A 19002-nucleotide genomic window follows, 5' to 3' on the forward strand; every position below is an offset into this window, starting at 1 on the left:
CACGGCTCCCACAATGCCCCGCACGACCGCGCCTCTTGCGGCGCCCGGTCCCGCGAGTACGACATGGTCGCACAACCTTCGACCGGGTCTCCATCGGTGTCCGGTTGCACGAGAACAACATGGTCCCACGACCTTCAGCCAAGATCCTCAATGGCCTCCGGCAGCCGCCGCCGCGCGCGGGAACGACATGCTCGCGCAACACTCGGCCAAGATCTCCCACAGCCTCCGGTCGCCGGCGGGAATGACATGCTCACGCACCTTGGACCACACGCTGGATAACCGCCGCCGGCGTGACCGGAGAACGCGGTCGCGCTACCCATTTGGCGCGGTTCGAGGGCAGGGTTCGGAAGCGAGATCCGACCATGCGACGGAATGAAACGACCGAGTGACCATCCGTCGGCGGGAGTCGTCACAGCCCTCGGCCGCGCGACCGTCCGAAACAGCTGGGTGGCGCCCCGGCGGAACCCGGGCCGGCGTCGATCGTTGAACAGTCCAAGGGGGTGCGCATGCTCGAACTGGTGGCGGGGGCCAACGCGCCGCTGCCCGCGGGCGCCATCCGCGTCCGGCTGGGCGGACCGTTCGACCTGTCGGCGCTCGTCATCGGCGACGGCGGCCGGGTCGGCGGCGACGAGGACTTCGTCTTCTACAACCAGCCGACGGCGGCGGGCCTCCGGCTCACACCCGCCGCCTCTGGTGGCGGTGGCGACGAGCTGACCGTCGACCCGCGGCGGCTGCGCCCTGGCGCGGCACGGGTGGTGCTGGTGGCGAGTCCCGCGGACCGCGTCACCCCGTTCGGCCGGCTGCCAGCTCCGGTGACGACCGTGCATGGCACCTCCGGCATCACCGTTGTCCGGCTGCTGCCGCCGCCGCTTGGGCCGCAGACCGCCCTGCTCGTCGGCGAGCTCTACCAGCGCGGATCCGCTGGCCCCGCCGCCGGGAGGGCCGCCGCCGGCGGTGGCGGGGCCGGCGGGTGGCGGATCCGGTCGATCGGGCAGGGGTACGCGGACGGGCTGGCCGGGCTCGCGCGCGACTTCGGCGTCGATGTGGAGCCCGAGCCGGCCCCGCCGGTGCCCACCGCCCGCGAGCCGCGGGCACCGGGACGTCCCGTCCCGTCGGCCCCGCCTGATCGACGGGCACCCAGGGCACCCGCGACGACGCCTGCCGGCCCGCCGCGGCCCGGGCCGCGGAGAAGCCCCGCGCCCGCGCCGCCGCCCTGGCCCGCGCGGCCACCGTCGCCGCCCGCCGCCGGCCCGCCGCCCATGCCCATGCCCATGCCGCCCAGCCCGCCCGGCCAACGGGCCGAACCAGGTCCGCCATGGGCACCGGTCTCACCGCGCGACGCCGACCGCCTCGCCGAGGTCATCATGCTGACGAACCAGCAGCGCGAGCGCCACGGCCTGCGTCCGCTCGCGCCCGAGCCCAGGCTCGCCATCGCGGCCGCGGCGCACAGCGCCGACATGGCCCGCCGCCGGTTCTTCGACCACAGCAGCCCGGAGGGCAGGCAGGTCTCCGACCGGGTCGAGGCGGCCGGGTACCAGTACGCGACGGTGGCCGAGAACATCGCCGCCGGTCAGCGGACCCCGGCCGAGGTCGTCACGGGCTGGATGAACAGCCCGGGCCACCGCCGCAACATCCTCCTGCCCGAGATCACCGAGATCGGCGTCGGCTACGCCGTCAGCGACGACGTCTACGGCTGCTACTGGACCCAGGTCTTCGGCACCCCCCGCACCTGGTAAAGCAAAACGGTGGGAAGGGCGCTTGCGCCCTTCCCACCGTTTCACCATCCGAGCACGGACTGTTGTCAGAGCGCTTAAGTGCCGGTCTGGGTGAGGATCTTCAGGGCGTCGTAGGCCTCGGTGCCGAGCGGTACGTAGGTCTTGGTCGCCGAGTCCCAGCGCACGCCGCGCATGGTGGTGTTGAACAGCCGCTGCGCGCCGGGGATCGGCGACGGCTTGGAGAAGTCCAGCGGCGGCAGCAGGCCGAGGTCGAGGCCAGAGGTCTTGTTGAGCTGGTCGAGCAGCGCCGCCGACGTCAGCTCGTCACCCGGGATCGCGTTCGCGACCTTCTCGACGACCTGCACGGACAGCCACGAGCCGACGGTGTTCGTCGAGCTGATCCGCTTGTCCGTCGCCGCGTCGGCGTCACCGGCCGCGGCCTCCGCGTCGAGTTCCTGGACCGCCCTGGCGAGCTCGGGGAACTGGCCGGTCTGGCTGAGCTCCGGGAAGGCGCTCGCGAAGACGATCGAGTCGGCCGCCGCGCCCTCCTCGATGAGCCAGTTCCGGGAGAGGACACCCAGCGCGTGGCAGTACTTGCCGCCACCGGCGCCGCCGCCCTTGATCACCGCGTAGGCGCCCTGGTCGACGACGACGAGGACCGTACCGTTCACGCCGGCCCGGCTGAGCTGGGTCGCGGTCGGCGTGAAGTCGCTGGTGTCGATCGGGACCCGCGGCTCGAGCGCGAGCGGCGAACCGGCGTCCTTCGCCCCGATCTCCGCCATCTTCATCAGCCGGTCCGCCTGGGGCAGGCTGTAGCCGACCGCGCCGAGCTTCGTCGCGCCCGCCTTCTTCAGCAGAGCCGGGCACACCGCCGGATAGTCGGTCAGCGGGCTGAGCATGAAGCTGACCGGCGAGGAGAGCTCCGACTGGTCGATCGAGATGCCCCCGGAGCCGATCGACGGGATCTTGGCGGCCTCGAGGATCGGCATGATCCCGCCGGTCGCGCTGACCTCGTTGACAACGGCGAGCACATGTTCGTCCACCGCCCGCTGGGCGCAGGACTTGGCGGTGCCGGCGTCGTTCTTCTCGTTGCAGTAGACCAGCTCGACCTTGTGCCCCTTGATCCCGCCACGGGCGTTGAGCCCGCGCACCGCGGCGTTGGAGGCCGCGAGGATGTCGGGGTAGTTGGAGCCGGCCGTCCCGGTGGGCAGGATCGCCATCAGCTTCACCGAGGCCCCGGCCGCGACCGGGGTGCTGCCTCCTCCTCCGCCGCCGCCGTCGCCGCCGGACTCGCTGCAGGCCGCCAGCGCCAGGGCGGAGCCGAGCGCCGCGGCGGCCAGGCGAAGCATGTGCCGTCGTCCCACCAGGGACCCTCCTCAATCCTCATCGACGGAGATCTCGTCGACTGTGAGCTCTCGACCGCGCGCCGCCTGGCCGCGGGGAGCGGCCAGCGCGCCACAACCGCGCGCATCCGTTGGACTCGCGGGTGTTCCTGGCGCGGCGGTCAGGGCAACGACACGTTAGCTGGCGCCGGTTTGCCCGTTACGTGAGGGTGGGCGCGAACGCCCGGCGGAAGGCACCCAGATCATCGTCAGATCAGGGATCGCCCTCAGATCAGATGCGACCAGGCGTAGGCGAAGCCCATGATCTGATCCGTCAGTGTGTCGAACCGGCCGGCGATGGCCGGGCTCGAGATGGCGCCGTACTGGTCGATCGTGGCGCACTCCTGCCTGCCCAGGCTGACCCCGAGCGGCGTGGGCCAGCCGCCGAGGGCGTGCACCGTCGCCCGCAGCGTGGCCAGCGCGCCACCAGCGCCCGGCCCCTCGTCGCACGCCAGCAGCCCGACGGGGCGGGCATCCAGGCCCGGGCGGGCCGTTTCGCCCAGGTCCCACAGGTAGTCGAGAGCGTTCTTGAGCCCGCCGGACGTGCCACCGTGGTAGTCCGGGGCCGCGATGACCAGGCCCTCCGCGCGGCGGACCTCGCTGACGAGCCGGCGGACCGCCGGGGAGCGCTCCTTGCCGTCCGGCTGGTAGGGCGGCAGATCCAGCTCGGCGACGCTGAGCATGACCGTCTCGGCGCCGGCCTGGGCGAGCATCCGGGTCGCGGCGCCCAGCGCCCGCATGGTCGGCGAGTCGCTCCGCGCCGATCCGCCGATGCCGACGATCAGCGGCCGGCGCCGCCCCGACTGCCCCGGGCCGAGACCGGAATTGCGGCGCTCGAGCCCGGGAGGAGGTATGCGATCGGCCGACGCATCCTTGCCGCGACGGACCGTCAAGGGGGAACCGTCGCGCACCACCGACGGGCCCGTCCCGAAGCCGTCCACCAGCCCGCTCCCTCCCGACCAGCCGTGATGCAATGAGCCTATGGCTGTCACGCCCACGGCCAATACGGGGGTAAGTAGGCATGTTTGTCCCATGACGCTCCGGTGGCTTGGCGGGCGCCAAGTTGCCCTCCCGCGGGGTTCCGTGCTTAGGCAGTTGACGGTGGCCGGGCCGGTTCCGGGCTGACGAGGTGGCCGGGGTGGCACCGCGCCGATGCGCCGTCACCAGACGAGGACCGGTGACGGTCCGCGGCGGTCTCGGTCGCCAGCGTCCCGTAACAACGGTGAGCGGAATCGGCGGACAGTTGTAATAGCCGCGGCCTAGCTTGACCCCATGAACGACGCTGTCGACCCGGCCCTTCGCCGCCGCGCCGTCGACGCCGCTCGCGGCGTCGGGCCGTTCGACCTGCTCATCACCGGCGGCAGTGTCGTCGACGTCGGCACCTGCGAGGTGCGGCCGGCGGACGTCGGGCTGGTCGGCCCGCTGATCGCCTCGGTCCACCCGAGCGGCAGCCGGACGGACGCGCTGGACGCGTTCGACGCGACCGGGCGGTTCATCGCCCCGGGCCTCATCGACATGCACGTCCACTTCGAGAGCTCGATGCTCACGCCCGGCGCATACGCGTCGGCCGTCTGCCCGCGCGGCACGACCACGATCTTCGGCGACCCGCACGAGCTGGCGAACGTCGCCGGCGTCGCCGGGGTGCGCTACGCCGTGGAGGCCAGCCGCGGGCTGCCGGTGCGTTTCATCGTCCAGGCGCCGTCGTGCGTGCCGCCGATGCCGGGCCTGGAGCTGTCCGGGGCGGACCTGCACGGGCCCGAGGTCGCCGAGATGCTCGCTTGGCCGGAGGTCGGCGGGCTCGCCGAGGTCATGGACATGCTCGGCGTACTGACCAGCGACGGGCGGATGGTCGACGTCGTGGCCGCGGGCCTGGCCAGCGGGAAGCTGGTCAGCGGGCACGCCGCCGGCCTCACCGGCGCCGAGCTGCAGGCATACCTCGCGGCCGGGATCACCTCGGACCACGAGATCGTGACGCAGGACGACGCCATGGAGAAGCTGCGCGCCGGCCTGACCGTCGAGCTGCGTGGCGCGTTCGAGCATCTCCTGCCCGGCCTGGTCGCCGAGTTGAACGCGCTGCCGGAGCTGCCGACGCACCTGTGCGCCGCGACCGACGACCTGTTCGCGCTGACGCTGCTCACCGACGGCGGCATCGACCACCTGCTGCGCCGCCTGGTCGGCTACGGCCTCGCCCCGGTGCGCGCGCTGCGGATCGCCACCTACCACGCGGCCTACCGGCTGCGGCGAACCGACCTGGGCCTGGTCGCCGCCGGCCGGCAGGCTGACCTGATCATCCTGTCCGACCTGGCGACGGTCGCCGTCGACGAGGTCTTCGCCGCCGGCCAGCACGTGGCCTCCGGCGGCGAGATGGTCGTCCCGGTGGTCGAGGGGCCGAGCGTGCCGCCACTGGACACCATGAAGATCGACCCGCTCACCCCGGACCACTTCGTGCTGCGGGTCGGCCACCTGCCTGGCGGGGTCTACAACGGCACGACGAGGCTGCGGGTGCTCGCGGGCCCGGTCTTCACCACCTGGGGCGAGGTCGATGCCAAGGTCCGCGACGGCGTGGTGGTGCCGCCCGACGGGCACATGCTGCAGGTCGCGGTGCACCGGCACGGCCGGATCGCCCCGCGCCCGCAGGCCGCGCTGGTCTCCGGCTGGGGAGAGTGGACGGGCGCCGTCGCCACGTCGGTCTCGCACGACACCCACAACCTGGTCGTCTTCGGCCGCGACCCGGTCGACATGGCGGCCGCGGCGAACCAGGTGATCGCGGACGGCGGCGGCGTCGCGGTCGCGTCCGGCGGCAAGGTGGTGGCCCGGGTCGCGCTCCCGATCGCCGGGCTGCTGTCGCCGTTGCCGGCGGCCGAGGTGGCCGAGGCCCAGCGGGCCGTCCAGGACGCGGCCGCCGCGGTCGGCCTCACACTCCGGATCCTCACCCAGCCGCTGTTCACCGTCATGGTCGCCTCGCTCGCCTGCCTGCCCGGCCCGCACGTCACCGACCTAGGCCTCATCGACGGCACCACCGGCGAGCGCATCGCCTCCCCCCTCCTCACCTCCGGCGGCTAGGCCAAAGTCGCTCCCCCGAAAGACCGGCTGGCGCCGATCTTTCGGGGACCCCTGCGGCGATGACGGCGGAGCCTCGCGTGGCCGGAGGCCGTCAGACACGGCCCAGCCTCACCCGGCCGCGGATGAGGTCGGCTCTCGCGGCCGGCTCGGGCGCCAGGCGGCTCAGGCGGCCGGCACGGTGGCGCCGGCGCCCGCGCCGGCGACGGGGTGGCCGCGCAGGAGGACCAGGTCGGGGGCGGCGAGGACGGCGACGTCAGCCCGGGGGTCGTCCGGGTAGACGACGAGGTCGGCGGAGGCGCCCTCCTCCAGGCCGGGGTAGCCGAGCCAGGCACGGGCCGACCAGACCGCGGCGCCGAGGGCGGCCTCCGGCGGCAGACCGGCCCTGACAAGCTCGGCGACCTCGGCGGCGGCCAGGCCGTGCGGCAGCGAGCCGCCGGCGTCGGTGCCGACGTAGATCGGGATGCCGGCGTCGTAGGCGGCGCCGACGGTCTCGAACCGGCGGGCATGCAGGGCGCGCATGTGCTGGGCGTAGCGCGGGAACTTGCCCTCGGCATCGGCGGCGATTCCGGGGAACGTGGCGATGTTGACCAGCGTCGGCACGATCGCGATCCCGCGGGCGGCGAAGAGCGCGATGGTGTCGTAGGTGAGGCCGGTGGCGTGCTCGACGCAGTCGATGCCCGCGGTGGCGAGGTCGGCCAGCGCGTCCTCGGCGAAGCAGTGCGCCGTCACCCGGGCGCCGGCGGCGTGTGCCGCCACGATTGCCTCGGCGACGGCGTCCGCCGGCCAGCAGGGGGCGAGGTCTCCGAGGGACCGGTCGATCCAGTCGCCGACGAGCTTCACCCAGCCGTCGCCGCGCTCCGCCTGCCGCGCGACCTCGGCGACGAGCCCCTCCGGCTCGATCTCCTCGGCGTAGTTGCGGATATAGCGGCGGGTCCGCGCGATGTGCCTCCCGGCCCGCACCAGGCGGGGCAGGTCCTCACGGTCGTCGATCCAACGGGTGTCGGCCGGGGAGCCCGCGTCGCGCAGCAGCAACGCGCCAGTGTCGCGGTCCGCGAGCGCCTGCGCGAGCGTGGTCTCCTCGTCGACCGCGCCATGCGCGTCGAGGCCCACGTGGCAGTGCGCGTCCACGAGGCCCGGCAGCACCCAGCCACGTACCGTCTCCGCCGGCGCGGCGGGCCGGGAGAAGGTGATCCTCCCACCGACGACCCACAGCTCGTCGCGGACGTCCTCGGGCCCGGCCAGCACGGGGCCGGCCAGCCGCAGGACTTCCCGGGAGGGTGACCGCGATGAGTTCGCCACGGGACAATGCTTATCGCACCCGGTCGTGGACGACTGCCTACTCGGCCACGCCGAACCGTGGGCGGCCGCGCGCATGTGCCACAGGATGGCCGCGACGGGCGCCACAGGATGGCTCCACGGGCGCCACAGGATGGCTCCACGCGAGTGTCACGGACGAGAAGGACCCGGCCGGGACGGAGATGTCCGCCCAAGCCGGGCCATCCGCGCTACGAGACCGTTAGTGACGGTCGGACTGCCACGGGCCCTTGATGGCGACCGTGATGCCATCCCCCTGGAGGTTGGCGTAGAGGTACTTGCCGTCCGGCGAGAAGGTGGCGCCCGCGAACTCCGTCTGGCTCACCGAGCGGGCCAGCGGGTAGGGGTTGCCGTCGTCGCCGATGACGACGAGATGGTTGTCGCCGTCGCCGTCCTCGCAGAGGATCATCTCGCCCCAGGCGGAGATGTGGATGTTGTCCGGCCCGTCGAAGGCGCCGCCGGGCGCGAAGCGCACTACCAGCTCGATGGTGCTCCTCTTCGGGTCGAACCTCCAGACCTGGCCCTCGTGGAGGCCGGCGGCGGGCGCCGCCTTGGCGTAGCTGGAGACGACGTACACCGAGCCGTCCCGGAAGTAGATGCCCTCGGCCTTCGGCACCTGGGAGACCGTGCCCGCGGTGAACTGCTTACGCACCGACGTGGTGGTGGCGTCCGGGTCCGGGACATCGACCCACGTCACCGCCAGCTTGGTGCCGATCTTGGTGACGCCGGACAGGTCGGCCAGGCCGCCCGCGAACATGGCCTGCAGTTTGCCGCCGGCGCGCAGGCTGCCGGGGCCGCCCATCGGCCGCTTCGGCAGGAACCGGTAGACGAGGCCGTACGGGCCGCTCGCGTCCTCGGTCAGGTAGAGGATGCCGGTCTTCGGGTCGACGGCGACGGCCTCGTGGGCGTAGCGGCCGAGCGCGGCGAGCGGCACCGGCGCCGCGTCGTGCAGCCGGCCGAACGGGTCGACCTCGAAGACGTAGCCGTGCCGCTTGGTCAGCTTCGCGTCGTGGTTGCCGGCGTTGGCCGGGTCGAACGGGTCGCCGACGGGGACGAGCTCGGTCTCCTCGCAGGTCAGCCACGTGCCCCACGGGGTCGGGCCGCCGGCGCAGTTGCGGACGGTGCCCGCGAGGCCCACCTTCTCCGAGATCAGCTTGCCGCCGTCGACGACGAGGACGGTGTTGCCGCCGTCGGCGCCCTCGTCGTAGGTGAGGCCCTTGACATGCGGGACCGGGTAGTTCGCCTCGTGGCCCAGCTCGTGGTTGCGGACGATCGCGGTGTAGCGGCCGGCCGGGAACGTGTGCATGCCGTCCTGGAGGGTCGGGCTGACACCGCCGCCGGCCAGCGGCGTGCCCCGGACGGAGATTTTGGTGTAACTGAAGCCCTTGGGCAGGTCGATGACGCCGTTCGGGTCGGCGACGAGGTCACCATAGCCCTTGAAGACCGGGCCGTGGCCCTGGCCGCCCTGCGGGCCGCCCGCGTACGCGGTACCACCGAACACGGAACCGACTGAACCCGTGAGAACGATGCCCAGACCAGCAGCGCCGGTGCCGAGCACGTGACGACGATTGACAGACATGTGGAACCTCCTTCGGCCGGCGGTAAGGCTTCCAGCCCCAGGTGTCCAGTCGACGACGGTAGGCGGAAGGACCGAGGTAGCACAGTCGACCGGCGCGTGACGGGTCACACCGGGTGGCCCACGCGGCGCGACCGGTTTCCCGGTGTCACCTCGCCCCGCGCGGAGGGTGGCGCGGGGCGAGGTGACGGTCTCCGCGGGCGAGGAGTGACGTCTTCCAGCCGGAACGGCCATCCGTCGGGACGGCGGTTGGCCGTCGCGCCGACGGAGTCGGCGTCGGCGGAAACCGGGCGGCGGCCCGGCGGCGCGAACCCGAAGGCGGCGGCACCGGGCACCGACATATTTCTACAACGGTGTAGAACGCACCCGGCGGGCGGCCACCCGGCCGAACCGGCGGCGACCGCGCGGCGGCCCGCCAGGGCCGCGGGCCGGGGCGATGAGGGGAGACAGTGCCCGGCGCGGGCCGATTCGTCCGCGGCGGATGAGAACACGTTCCGCAAAGACTCTGGCCATCTGATCCGAGTTCGGCCAGACTGCGCCGTGGGCCGTGATGTGCAGCACACGGACCCTCTATGCCTCGGCCATGGTGTACCGGCGTCCGGGCGGAGGGTCCGCGCCGCCGCGCGCCACGGGCCGCGCGGCGCCGCACCTGCGCGGGCCCGCGTGGAACCCGCGTCCGCCGCGGGACGCCCGTCGGCGCGCGCGCGATCCGGCGAGGGAGGCGAAACCGCGGCGCCAGGAGCCGAGGAGACATGTATGCCCGTTCGGACCAGACCCGCGCCGACCGCGGACCCGGCCGTCACCCCACGCCCAGTACCCGCGCCCCGCGCGGCCGTCGGCGCGCGCACCCTGCGCAAGGACAACTGGTGGGTGGAACCGCTGGTGACCGTCGTCGTGCTCGCGGGATTCGTCGTCTACGGAATGTGGGCCGCGCTACGGAACGGGAACTACTTCCACGACCCGTACCTTTCGCCGTTCTACTCGCCGTGCCTGACGGATAATTGTCTGGACAACGCGACCCCGCATATCTTCGGCGATATATCGCCGGTGTCGCCGGCGCTTATCATCCTGGTGTTCCCACTCGGCTTCCGGCTCACCTGCTACTACTACCGGAAGGCCTACTACCGCTCGTTCTGGTGGGCGCCGCCGGCCTGCTCGGTGCCGGACTTCCGCCGCGGCTACCAGGGCGAAACCCGCTTCCCGCTGATCCTGCAGAACATCCACCGGTACTTCTGGTACTTCGCGGTCATCTTCGCCGGGCTGCTGACATACGACGCCGTGCTCGCGTTCATCTATGACGGCCACTTCGGCATCGGCGTGGGGACCGGCGTGCTGGTGGTCAACGCGGCGCTGATCTGGCTGTACTCGCTTTCCTGCCATTCGTGCCGGCACCTGTGCGGCGGCGGCCTGAAGCAGCTGTCCGCGGCCCCGCTGCGCCGCCGGGTCTGGGCCAGGCTTTCGGTGCTCAACCGGCACCACATGTTCTTCGCCTGGGCGAGCCTGCTGTGGATCATGGTAGCCGACTTCTACATCTGGCTGGTCGCGTCCGGCCATCTCACCGACGCGCACTGGGTCTCATGAACGGCCTCCGCCGCGCGGGCTTCGCCATCGTCGCGCGGCTCCGGCCGGAGATCGCGTGAGCGGCCTGGGCCACATGAGGCTCCGCCACTGTCGCGCTCCGGCTGGAGGTCTCGTGAGCGGCCTCCCGGACCTCCCAGACCGACTCCGCAAGCTCCGTCGATCCGGCAGGAACCCCGGCGCGAGGCTTCGCCATTTTCGCGCGGCTCCGGCCGAGGCCGCCCGAGCTCGCCAGCCAGACGCCAGGAACGAGAGAAGGAAACACCTGTGACAGCCGAGACACACACCTACGACGTCGTGGTGGTCGGCGCCGGCGGAGCGGGCCTGCGGGCCGCGATCGAGGCGCACGAGCAGGGCGCGCGGGTCGCCATCGTGTGCAAGAGCCTGCTGGGCAAGGCGCACACCGTGATGGCCGAGGGCGGCATGGCCGCCGCGATGGCCAACGTGTGGCCCGAGGACAACTGGCGCGTGCACTTCCGCGACACCATGCGCGGCGGGAAGATGCTCAACCAGTGGCGGATGGCGCAGATCCACGCCCAGGAGGCCCCGGACCGGGTCTGGGAGCTGGAGGAATGGGGCGCCGTCTTCGACCGCACCCCCGACGGGAAGATCCTCCAGCGCGACTTCGGCGGCCACCGCTACGCGCGCCTCGCCCATGTCGGCGACCGCACCGGCCTCGAGCTCATCCGGACCCTGCAGAACCGGGTCGTCGCGAAGAAGCTCGACGTTTTCATGGAATGCACCGTGCAGCGGCTGCTGACCGCGCCGGACCCGGCGACCGGCGGCGAGCGGGTCGCCGGCGTCTTCGCCTACTGGCGCGAGACCGGCACGTTCGTCCGGTTCGACGCGCCGGCCGTGGTGCTCGCCACCGGCGGTATCGGGAAGTCCTGGCAGGTGACGTCGAACTCCTGGGAGTACACCGGCGACGGCCAGGCGCTCGCGCTGCGCGCCGGCGCCGCGCTGATGGACATGGAGTTCGTCCAGTTCCACCCGACGGGAATGGTCTGGCCGCCGTCGGTGCGCGGCATTCTCGTCACCGAGGGCGTGCGCGGTGACGGCGGCGTGCTGCGCAACACCGAGGGCCGCCGGTTCATGTTCGACTACATCCCCGAGGTGTTCGCCGCGGACACGGCCGACACCGAGGAGGAGGCCGACCGCTGGTACACCGACAAGAAGACGGCGCGGCGCCCACCGGAGCTGCTTCCGCGTGACGAGGTCGCCCGCGCCATCAACTCCGAGGTGAAGGCCGGCCGCGGCACGCCGCATGGCGGCGTCTACCTCGACATCGCCAGCCGCCGCGACCCGGAGACGATCCGGCGCCGGCTGCCGTCGATGTACCACCAGTTCAAGGAGCTGGCCGACGTCGACATCACCAAGGAGCCGATGGAGGTCGGCCCGACCTGCCACTACGTGATGGGCGGGATCAAGGTCGACCCGGAGAGCCAGGCGACGACGCTGCCGGGGCTGTACGCGGCCGGCGAGTGCGCCGCCGGGCTGCACGGGTCGAACCGGCTCGGTGGCAACTCGCTGTCGGACCTGGTGGTTTTCGGCCGGCGCGCGGGTGCCGGCGCCGCCGCCTATGCGACAGCGCTCGCCGCGACCGACCGCCCGGCGCCCGACGAGACCCAGATCGCCGAGACCACGGCGCGGGCGCTCGCCCCGTTCGAGCGGGCCGCGACCGGCGGCGACACCGAGAACCCCTACCAGCTGCAGTCCGACCTGCAGGCCGTGATGCAGTCGCTGGTGGGGATCATCCGGACCGAGCGCGAGCTGACCCAGGCCCTCAAGGAGATCGGGGAGCTGCGCCAGCGCGCCGAGCGGGTCGCCGTCGAGGGGCACCGGCAGTACAACCCCGGCTGGCACCTGGCGCTCGACCTGCGCTCGATGCTGCTGGTCGCCGAGTGCGTAGCCACCGCGGCGCTCGCCCGCCGAGAGAGCCGCGGCGGCCACACCCGCGACGACTACCCGGGCACCGACCCGGTGTTCGCCAGGATCAACCACGTGGTCCGGCTACGCGACGGCGCCGTCGATCTCGCCGCCGAGCCGCTGCCCGAGATGCCGCCCGAGCTCACCTCACTGTTCGACCCGCCGCCATCCGATGTGCCCCCGCAGCCGGCCGACGCGGAGAAGACCCAGACCCCACCCGAGACGCCCCCGGTCGCCGGGACGAACAACGAGAGGAACGCCTGACGATGGGCTACGACCTGGCTATGCGGGTGTGGCGCGGCGACGCCGAGGGCGGCGAACTACGGGACTTCACCGTCGAGGTCGAGGAGGGCATGGTCGTCCTCGACGCCGTGCACCGGCTGCAGGCCACCCAGGCGAACGACCTGGCCGTCCGGTGGAACTGCAAGGCCGGCAAGTGCGGCTCCTGCTCGGCGGAGGTGAACGGGAAGCCTCGGCTGATGTGCATGACCCGCCTGAACCTCTTCGCCCCCAGCGAGACGATCACCATCACCCCGTTGCGTACGTTCCCGGTGGTGCGCGACCTCGTCACCGACGTGGCCTTCAACTACGAGAAGGCCGAGGAGGTGCCCACCTTCGCGCCGGGCCGGCCAACCGGCGAGGACGGGCACCACCGCATGCAGCAGGTGGACGTGGACCGCGTCCAGGAGTTCCGCAAATGCATCGAGTGCTTCATGTGCCAGAACGTCTGCCACGTGATCCGCGACCACGAGGACAAGAAGAGGGTGTTCGCCGGGCCGCGACTGATGATCCGCTACGCGGAGCTGGAGATGCACCCGCTGGACACGAACGACCGGCGTGACCTGCTGCGCGCGGAGGCCGGCATCGGCTACTGCAACATCACCAAGTGCTGCACCGACGTCTGCCCGGAACACATCAAGATCACCGACAACGGGATCATCCCACTCAAGGAGCGGGTGGCGGACGCCTCCTTCGACCCGATCGCCGCACTCGGCCGTCGCCTGCGGCCGTCCCGCGCCGGACGCTCCGCGCCCCGAACCTCCCAGATCACGACCTCCCAGATCACGACCTCCCAGATCGGCTCCGCCGATCCGGCAGGGACCCCGTCCGCCGATCCGGCAGGGACCCCGTCCGCCGATCCGGCAGGGACCCCGTCCGCCGATCCGGCAGGGACCCCGTCCGTCGATCCGGCAGGGACCCCGGCCGGGCCCGGCCTGGTCGAGCCCTAGGGGGCCCTCCCGGGGCTGGTTTCGGGGTTGGTGTACTCGGCCGGGACTGGTCTGTTCTGGCTTCGGGTGCCGGTTATGTTGACGCTGCGCCGATGCGCTGTCGCCTTCGGTGGCCGGGTTGCGCCGACGGGTCGCCGGGGCGAGGTGAGCCCGACGGCGCTGCTTGGTAGGTAGAGCTGTTGGCCCGTCTGAACGGGACCAGTTCATGGGAACAAGGAACGGGCCGCTCCCTGGTGCTGGGAGCGGCCCGTTCTGTGCCTGGTGTGCCTCCGGTATCGCCGACTGGTCCTTCGACCAGCTCGCCACCAGCCGCTTTGGGCCGGTGAGATGCCGCCTCAGCGAGGCTGAGGCGGCACCGCTTCCACCGTTGGCTTGTTACCAGTTGGTGTTACTGGTGGTGCTGTCAGCTCTCGGTGTTCGCGCCGAGGGTGTTGCGCCGCCGCCGGGCCGCGACCCGCAGCAGCAGACCGCCGCCGAGGAGGGCGAAGGCGATGGAGGCCATGGCCCCGGTCTCGACACCGGTGAACGGCAGTGCACCGCCGGCCGGGGTCGCGCCGCCGGCGCCGCCACCTCCGACGCCGCCGACGCCGCCGACACCGCCGACACCGCCGACACCGCCGACACCGCCGACGCCGCCGACGCCGCCGACACCGCCGACACCGCAGTTCCTGTTCTTATCGTCGAACAGGCCGTTGTCCCTGCGGTCCTTGTTGTCGACGCCGTCCGCCAGCGTGGTCCTGCCGTCCTTGTTGATGCCGTCCTTGCCGTCCTTGCCGTCCCTGAAGCAGTCCCTCTTGTCGTCGAAACCGCCGATCGGGATCGGAATCGGGAAGGGGATGCCGTTGATCGTGGTGACGTTGCCCTTGTCGTCCCTGAAGGTGCCGCCGATCCCGTCATCGCTCACGCCTGACGCGCCGTCGAAGTCACCAGGGCCCCAGGGATCCCAGGAGCCATCGGGGCCGCCGGGGCCGCCGGGACCGCCAGGACCGCCAGGACCATGAGGACCGCCAGGACCGCCAGGACCGATCACGAGGACCGTGGCCGTCAGGGTCCGGTTGATCGGCGCGGCGGACAGCGGGGTCTTGTCCTCCGCGGCAAGCTGGTCCTTGAGCAGCGGGTCGAGCTCCTCGTCACCGAGGATGCCGGCCGCCGGGAAGCCAGGCCCGGTCGCGGCGATCGTGCTCCTGCCGGGAGTGCTCAGGGTCAGCTGGCCGCTGATGTAGCCACCGCCGTCCGCGACCACCGTCGGCGGGACCGCGGAAACCCCGTTGATGCTGATGCTGATCTGCGCTCCGGTCACGAAGCCACAGCCCGCGAAGAAGAGCTGCTCGCCCCTTTCGATCACGGTCTGGCTCACCTGAAGCGAGCCGGAGATGCCGCCGCACTTTTTGGACGGGGGGTACGGGTCGTTGTGCCGCTTGTCGTCGAACAGGTCCCGCTTGTCGTCGAACAGGCCTTGCTTGTCGTCGAACAGGCCTTGCTTGTCGTCGAACAGCGGCCGGTCATCGACCGCCAAGGGGGTGACCGAAGGGTCGTTGGTGGCCGGGCCGCTGAGCGGTGGAGCGTCGTCGACCGCCAGGACGGCGGTCGCCGGTAGTGCGACGAACGCGAGCCCGCAGCTTGCGAGCAGCGCGACGCCTAGCGAGCGGAGTTTCATCGAGGCACTCCCCAAGGGGTGATCAGTGCAAGAAGCCAGACGATTGACTACGCGGAGGCTACTTAGCGTGACCGTCAGTGTCCAGAACCCTAAGGAGTCACTTCCCTACAGTGAGCGACCATGGCGCGTGAACGGGTAGTCCGACCACGGCGAGAGCCGCCGGCGTCACCAGCGGCTGGGTACGCACAGTGAGCGCGGGGCCGGCAACCGGCTCCCAGACCTGTAGCAGGAGCGTCCGCGGTCGGCCCCGGTCCAGCGGCAGGAACACCGACACGATGGAGTGGCCACGCTCGGTCTCGTTGGTGAGTACGGCCTGCTTGCCATCCAGCGTGGCGCCGATCAGGCGGCTGCCGACGCCCGTGTAGACCGACAGCCAGACCTGGTTCTGCGCGTCCTGGTTTCCGCCGGGCCCGCCGAGATCGAGGCGGTAGCGTACGTACTCGGGCAGGCCGTCCGGGGCATCGTTCAGCAGCTGCACGGCGATCGTCGCGACCCCGCCGCCGCCCGGCGCCGGGTCCATCCGGTAACCGACGGCGCGGCGCATCCAGTAGTCCAGCTTGCTGGCCGCCGCATTCTGGGTGACCACCGCCAGGAAAGGCCCGGGCGCGCTCGGCAGCGCTCCGCCGAGCGGAGTGGTGGAAAGAATGCTCTGTTCATCGGCGTGGTTGGTTGACACCAGCAGCCGGCCTTCGCCGGCAGCTCGGCCGAGCGCGTCGAGCAGCTTCGGCGTGCTACCGACGCCCGACGTCACCGCGCGGTAGACGGACTTGCCAACATCGGCGAAAAACTGGTCGCGCTCGTTGGTGTCGCTGATGAGCGCGTAGGCGTCCGACTCCACCAGCCTGACCAGGTCGCTCGCCTTGATCACCCGTCCGTCCGGCATGACGGCCGGCGTGGTCGCCGCGAGCAGGTAGGACAGGGCCGTGGGATCGATGCTGACGGTGCCGTCGACGTCGATACCCGTGGTCCTCTTGTAGAGGTCGGAGTAGAAACGGCCGGCCGTCGGGTAGTCGGGCGTGAGGTTGGCGTTCGCCCAGATATCGGTCGGCTGGTAAGGCCCATATCTGGCGGCAAGGTCGGCCGGCAGCCGCGGATCGGCCCGCGGCTTCGAGTCGGGGGGCAGCTGCGGCAGCTTCCCGTTCCCCGATATGTCATCGAGGCTGAGTTCGCCGTTGCGCGCGGTCAGCACACCGAACCCGCCGATGATGCCGCCATTGGCCCGGGACTCGGCGGGGTTCTGCACGATCAGCAGGTAGTGGCGCGTCTCACCGCCCGCGCCCAGCATCGGCGGCCCGATCTCGGTGGCAAGCTTCAGGCCGGCGAGCGAGCCTGCAAGCCGGGTGGCCTGGCTGGCCGCGGTGGCGCGGGCGGGCGCGAGCCCCAACCGCCGGCCGAGCCAGCCGCAGTCCGGGACGGCGGCGAGCGCCCCGCGGAACCTCTCGACGGCCACCGCGGCCGCGGCGACCGGCTCCTTGCCACGGGCGAGCGCCGCCAGATTGATCGTCAGGCCCGACCGCAGCGACGCAGGGTTGAGCGTGTCGGCGGCCTGGGCGATGGCGGGCAGCCCGCCGCCCGCCACGCCGTCGACCGCGACGGTCAGGGAGTGGGCCGACCGCAGCGAACAGCCGACACCGGGGAGGTGCGTGGCGGCGGACCACACCGGGTCCCCGGTGAGGCCGGCCGCCGAGTGGGTCCGGTCGCTGATCCGACGTATCTCGGCCGCGAGGTCGGCGGGCGCGGGCACGTCGCCGGCGAGCAGCCGCTGTTGCAGCCGGGTGATGTCGGCCCGTGCGCCGTTCAGCTCCGAGTGGGCGAGCAGGCCGCGCACACCGATCCAGCCGACCAGCGCGAGCACCGGCCCGAGGACACAGGCACCGACCAGCAGCGCCCGCCGGCTCGGCCGGCGCACGAACCGCCGCGGCCACCGTGCCACCCGGCCGACCACGGCCAGTGGCACGCCACCACGCCGGCCGGACTCACCCGCCCCCTCCTCCGCTCCGGCGCCCTCGGCCCGAGCCGCTTCGGTCCCGCCGGCCGGTTCGGTCCCGGCGGCCGGCTCGGGCCCTGGGACCGGGTTGACCGCCGCGTTCTCCGGTACGGATGCGGTCGCGTCGTCGGTGCCGACCGGCGTGGTGGCTTCGATCGCGGCCGACTCGGTGGGCACGGCTTGGGGTACGCCGGGTGCGCCGGCCCGCGTCGCGGTGGGCTCCGAGGACACCTTCCGTGCCTGGGACGAGCCGCGCCGCGACGTCACGTCGGCCCGCGAGACCTGAGCCGGTACGGTGACCTCGCCAGCCACCACGCCCTCGCCCGCTACCGCGCCCTCGTCGGCCGTCGGCGCCGAGGTGCCTGGAGCGGCTCGCTCCTCGTCGGCGGTCATGCGTCGACTGCGGGCGCGAGCCGGTCGGGCACGAGCTGGTCGGGCACGGCTGCCCGCTGCTCGGCGATCGCGGTGAGGCTGACCGGCTCGTCGCCCGCCCGCGCCGCGCCAGCCGGACGTCCGGCCAGCGCGGTGGCGGGTTCGCCCCGGCTGGAGGGATCGGCGGCTGGGCGCACCGGACGCGCGGGCAGCGCGACATGGGGCCACCGGCGGCGGCCAGCCGCGTCACCGCGAGAGAGACCGAGGCGCCGGGACGCGCCAACGCCTGCCGGCCCGGCGGCCGGGACCATGGTCAGCACCGTCCCGAGCACCTGGCCGCCAGCTGCCGCCAACGCCGCCGTGGCGCCTCGCAGCTGGGCACCCCGAGTGTGCCCGGCCCGGGCGACCAGCAGCGCGCCGCCGGCTCTGCTGGCGAGAACCGCCGCGCCGGCCTCCGACAGCAGCGGCGGCGCGTCGACGACCACGAGGTCGTAGCGGCTGGTCAGCCTCTCCAGGAGGTCCGCCATACCGCGCGAGGCCAGCAGCCCGCTCGGGTTCGGCGGTATCGGCCCGCTCGGCAGCACGTCGAGCCAGCCGTCGCCGACCCGGCCCGCGCCCCATGGCCGGGCCGCGGCATCCAGCTCGGCGGCGCCGATGAGCACGGAGGTGAGCCCTGGCGACGACTCGACGCCGAGGTAGCCGGCGAACGAGGGCTGACACAGGTCGGCCTCGACCAGGCAGACCCGCGCTCCGCCATACGCCGCCGTGATCGCCAGGTTGCAGCAGGTGGTGGACCTGCCCTCGGCCGCGACGGCGCTGGTGACGACGACCGCACGCGGCGGGCCGTCCACGTGCAGGAAGGGCAGGGTGGCGCGCAGCCGGCGGAACGCCTCGGCGCGCGGCGACCGCGGGCTCCCGTACACGACCAGCGGGCGCCTGGCCGCGTCGGGCTCATGAGCGACGGACCCCAGCACCGGCGCGCCGGTGATCCGGACGACGTCTCGCTCACCGGCGCGTGCCCGATCGCGCGGGATGTCGCGCAGCCGGCGTCCCAGCGCCACCGCGCCGCCGGCCACGAGGCCGATCAGGACGCCGAACGCGACGACACGCACCGGCCGCCAGACGGCCGCCGCGGAGAGCAGCCCACCCAACGCCGCACAGCCGAGAGCGAGGAGCCAGCCGCGCTGCCCGGCGCACGCCCAT

The 19002-nt window shown here is 72.6% G+C and carries 12 protein-coding genes; 5 read left to right on the plus strand and 7 right to left on the minus strand.

Going from position 1 to position 19002, the window contains the following annotated elements:
- Positions 1-506 precede the first annotated feature (506 nt).
- Entirely contained in the window at positions 507-1736 is a 1230-nt protein-coding gene (locus BCD48_RS00080) for a CAP domain-containing protein (protein WP_071046143.1), read from the plus strand.
- A gap of 74 nt (positions 1737-1810) precedes the next feature.
- Here the strand turns inward: BCD48_RS00080 and BCD48_RS00085 are convergent, their stop codons facing one another.
- Together BCD48_RS00085 and BCD48_RS00090 are read right to left on the minus strand one after the other, a co-directional pair.
- The gene (locus BCD48_RS00085; protein WP_071046144.1) at positions 1811-3079 is read right to left on the minus strand and encodes an ABC transporter substrate-binding protein; all 1269 of its coding nucleotides are present in this window, start codon (positions 3077-3079) and stop codon (positions 1811-1813) included.
- 245 nt (positions 3080-3324) lie between these two features.
- Positions 3325-4038, minus strand: a complete 714-nt coding sequence (locus BCD48_RS00090; RefSeq protein WP_241841397.1) for an NADPH-dependent FMN reductase — start codon at positions 4036-4038, stop codon at positions 3325-3327.
- A gap of 331 nt (positions 4039-4369) precedes the next feature.
- On the opposite strand from BCD48_RS00090, the gene BCD48_RS00095 reads away from it, so the two are divergent.
- A complete protein-coding gene (locus BCD48_RS00095) occupies positions 4370-6160 on the plus strand; it encodes an adenine deaminase (protein WP_071046145.1) in 1791 nt (596 codons plus the stop codon).
- A gap of 162 nt (positions 6161-6322) precedes the next feature.
- Here the strand turns inward: BCD48_RS00095 and BCD48_RS00100 are convergent, their stop codons facing one another.
- Together BCD48_RS00100 and BCD48_RS00105 are read right to left on the minus strand one after the other, a co-directional pair.
- Positions 6323-7459 carry an amidohydrolase family protein gene (locus BCD48_RS00100; RefSeq protein ID WP_071046146.1) on the minus strand — a complete coding sequence of 379 codons (1137 nt, stop codon included), beginning with the start codon at positions 7457-7459 and terminating at the stop codon, positions 6323-6325.
- Between the two features lie 217 nt (positions 7460-7676).
- Complete coding sequence (locus BCD48_RS00105) at positions 7677-9053, minus strand: alkaline phosphatase PhoX (protein ID WP_071046147.1); 1377 nt, start codon at positions 9051-9053, stop codon at positions 7677-7679.
- A gap of 753 nt (positions 9054-9806) precedes the next feature.
- On the opposite strand from BCD48_RS00105, the gene sdhC reads away from it, so the two are divergent.
- The 3 genes from sdhC (at position 9807) to BCD48_RS00120 (ending at position 13783) form a co-directional block, all read left to right on the plus strand.
- Complete coding sequence (sdhC, locus tag BCD48_RS00110) at positions 9807-10631, plus strand: succinate dehydrogenase subunit SdhC (RefSeq protein WP_071046148.1); 825 nt, start codon at positions 9807-9809, stop codon at positions 10629-10631.
- A 264-nt stretch (positions 10632-10895) separates the two neighbouring features.
- Entirely contained in the window at positions 10896-12818 is a 1923-nt protein-coding gene (locus tag BCD48_RS00115; RefSeq protein WP_071046149.1) for a fumarate reductase/succinate dehydrogenase flavoprotein subunit, read from the plus strand.
- A gap of 2 nt (positions 12819-12820) precedes the next feature.
- Positions 12821-13783 carry a succinate dehydrogenase/fumarate reductase iron-sulfur subunit gene (locus BCD48_RS00120; protein ID WP_241841398.1) on the plus strand — a complete coding sequence of 321 codons (963 nt, stop codon included), beginning with the start codon at positions 12821-12823 and terminating at the stop codon, positions 13781-13783.
- Between the two features lie 403 nt (positions 13784-14186).
- On the opposite strand, the gene BCD48_RS50970 is transcribed toward BCD48_RS00120, so the two are convergent.
- The 3 genes from BCD48_RS50970 to BCD48_RS00135 all read right to left on the minus strand — a co-directional run bounded on the left by BCD48_RS50970 (position 14187) and on the right by BCD48_RS00135 (position 18950).
- Complete coding sequence (locus tag BCD48_RS50970; protein ID WP_071046150.1) at positions 14187-15440, minus strand: hypothetical protein; 1254 nt, start codon at positions 15438-15440, stop codon at positions 14187-14189.
- Between the two features lie 97 nt (positions 15441-15537).
- Positions 15538-17820: a DUF4012 domain-containing protein gene (locus BCD48_RS00130; protein ID WP_116271374.1), complete on the minus strand. Its 2283-nt coding sequence runs from the start codon at positions 17818-17820 to the stop codon at positions 15538-15540.
- Positions 17817-18950, minus strand: a complete 1134-nt coding sequence (locus BCD48_RS00135; RefSeq protein WP_157910399.1) for a CpsD/CapB family tyrosine-protein kinase — start codon at positions 18948-18950, stop codon at positions 17817-17819. The genes BCD48_RS00130 and BCD48_RS00135 overlap by 4 nt, the downstream gene beginning before the upstream one ends.
- Positions 18951-19002: the final 52 nt, after the last annotated feature.

Source organism: Pseudofrankia coriaricola (assembly GCF_001854805.1).
In the GTDB taxonomy this organism is placed as follows: domain Bacteria; phylum Actinomycetota; class Actinomycetes; order Frankiales; family Frankiaceae; genus Pseudofrankia.

Bases quoted from the DNA above. Each gene is read 5' to 3' on its own strand.
- sdhC (WP_071046148.1), top strand. From the start codon at position 9,807: ATGCCCGTTCGGACCAGACCCGCGCCGACCGCGGACCCGGCCGTCACC.
- BCD48_RS50970 (WP_071046150.1), bottom strand. From the start codon at position 15,440: ATGAAACTCCGCTCGCTAGGCGTCGCGCTGCTCGCAAGCTGCGGGCTC.
- BCD48_RS00095 (WP_071046145.1), top strand. From the start codon at position 4,370: ATGAACGACGCTGTCGACCCGGCCCTTCGCCGCCGCGCCGTCGACGCC.
- BCD48_RS00080 (WP_071046143.1), top strand. From the start codon at position 507: ATGCTCGAACTGGTGGCGGGGGCCAACGCGCCGCTGCCCGCGGGCGCC.
- BCD48_RS00105 (WP_071046147.1), bottom strand. From the start codon at position 9,053: ATGTCTGTCAATCGTCGTCACGTGCTCGGCACCGGCGCTGCTGGTCTG.
- BCD48_RS00130 (WP_116271374.1), bottom strand. From the start codon at position 17,820: ATGACCGCCGACGAGGAGCGAGCCGCTCCAGGCACCTCGGCGCCGACG.
- BCD48_RS00120 (WP_241841398.1), top strand. From the start codon at position 12,821: ATGGGCTACGACCTGGCTATGCGGGTGTGGCGCGGCGACGCCGAGGGC.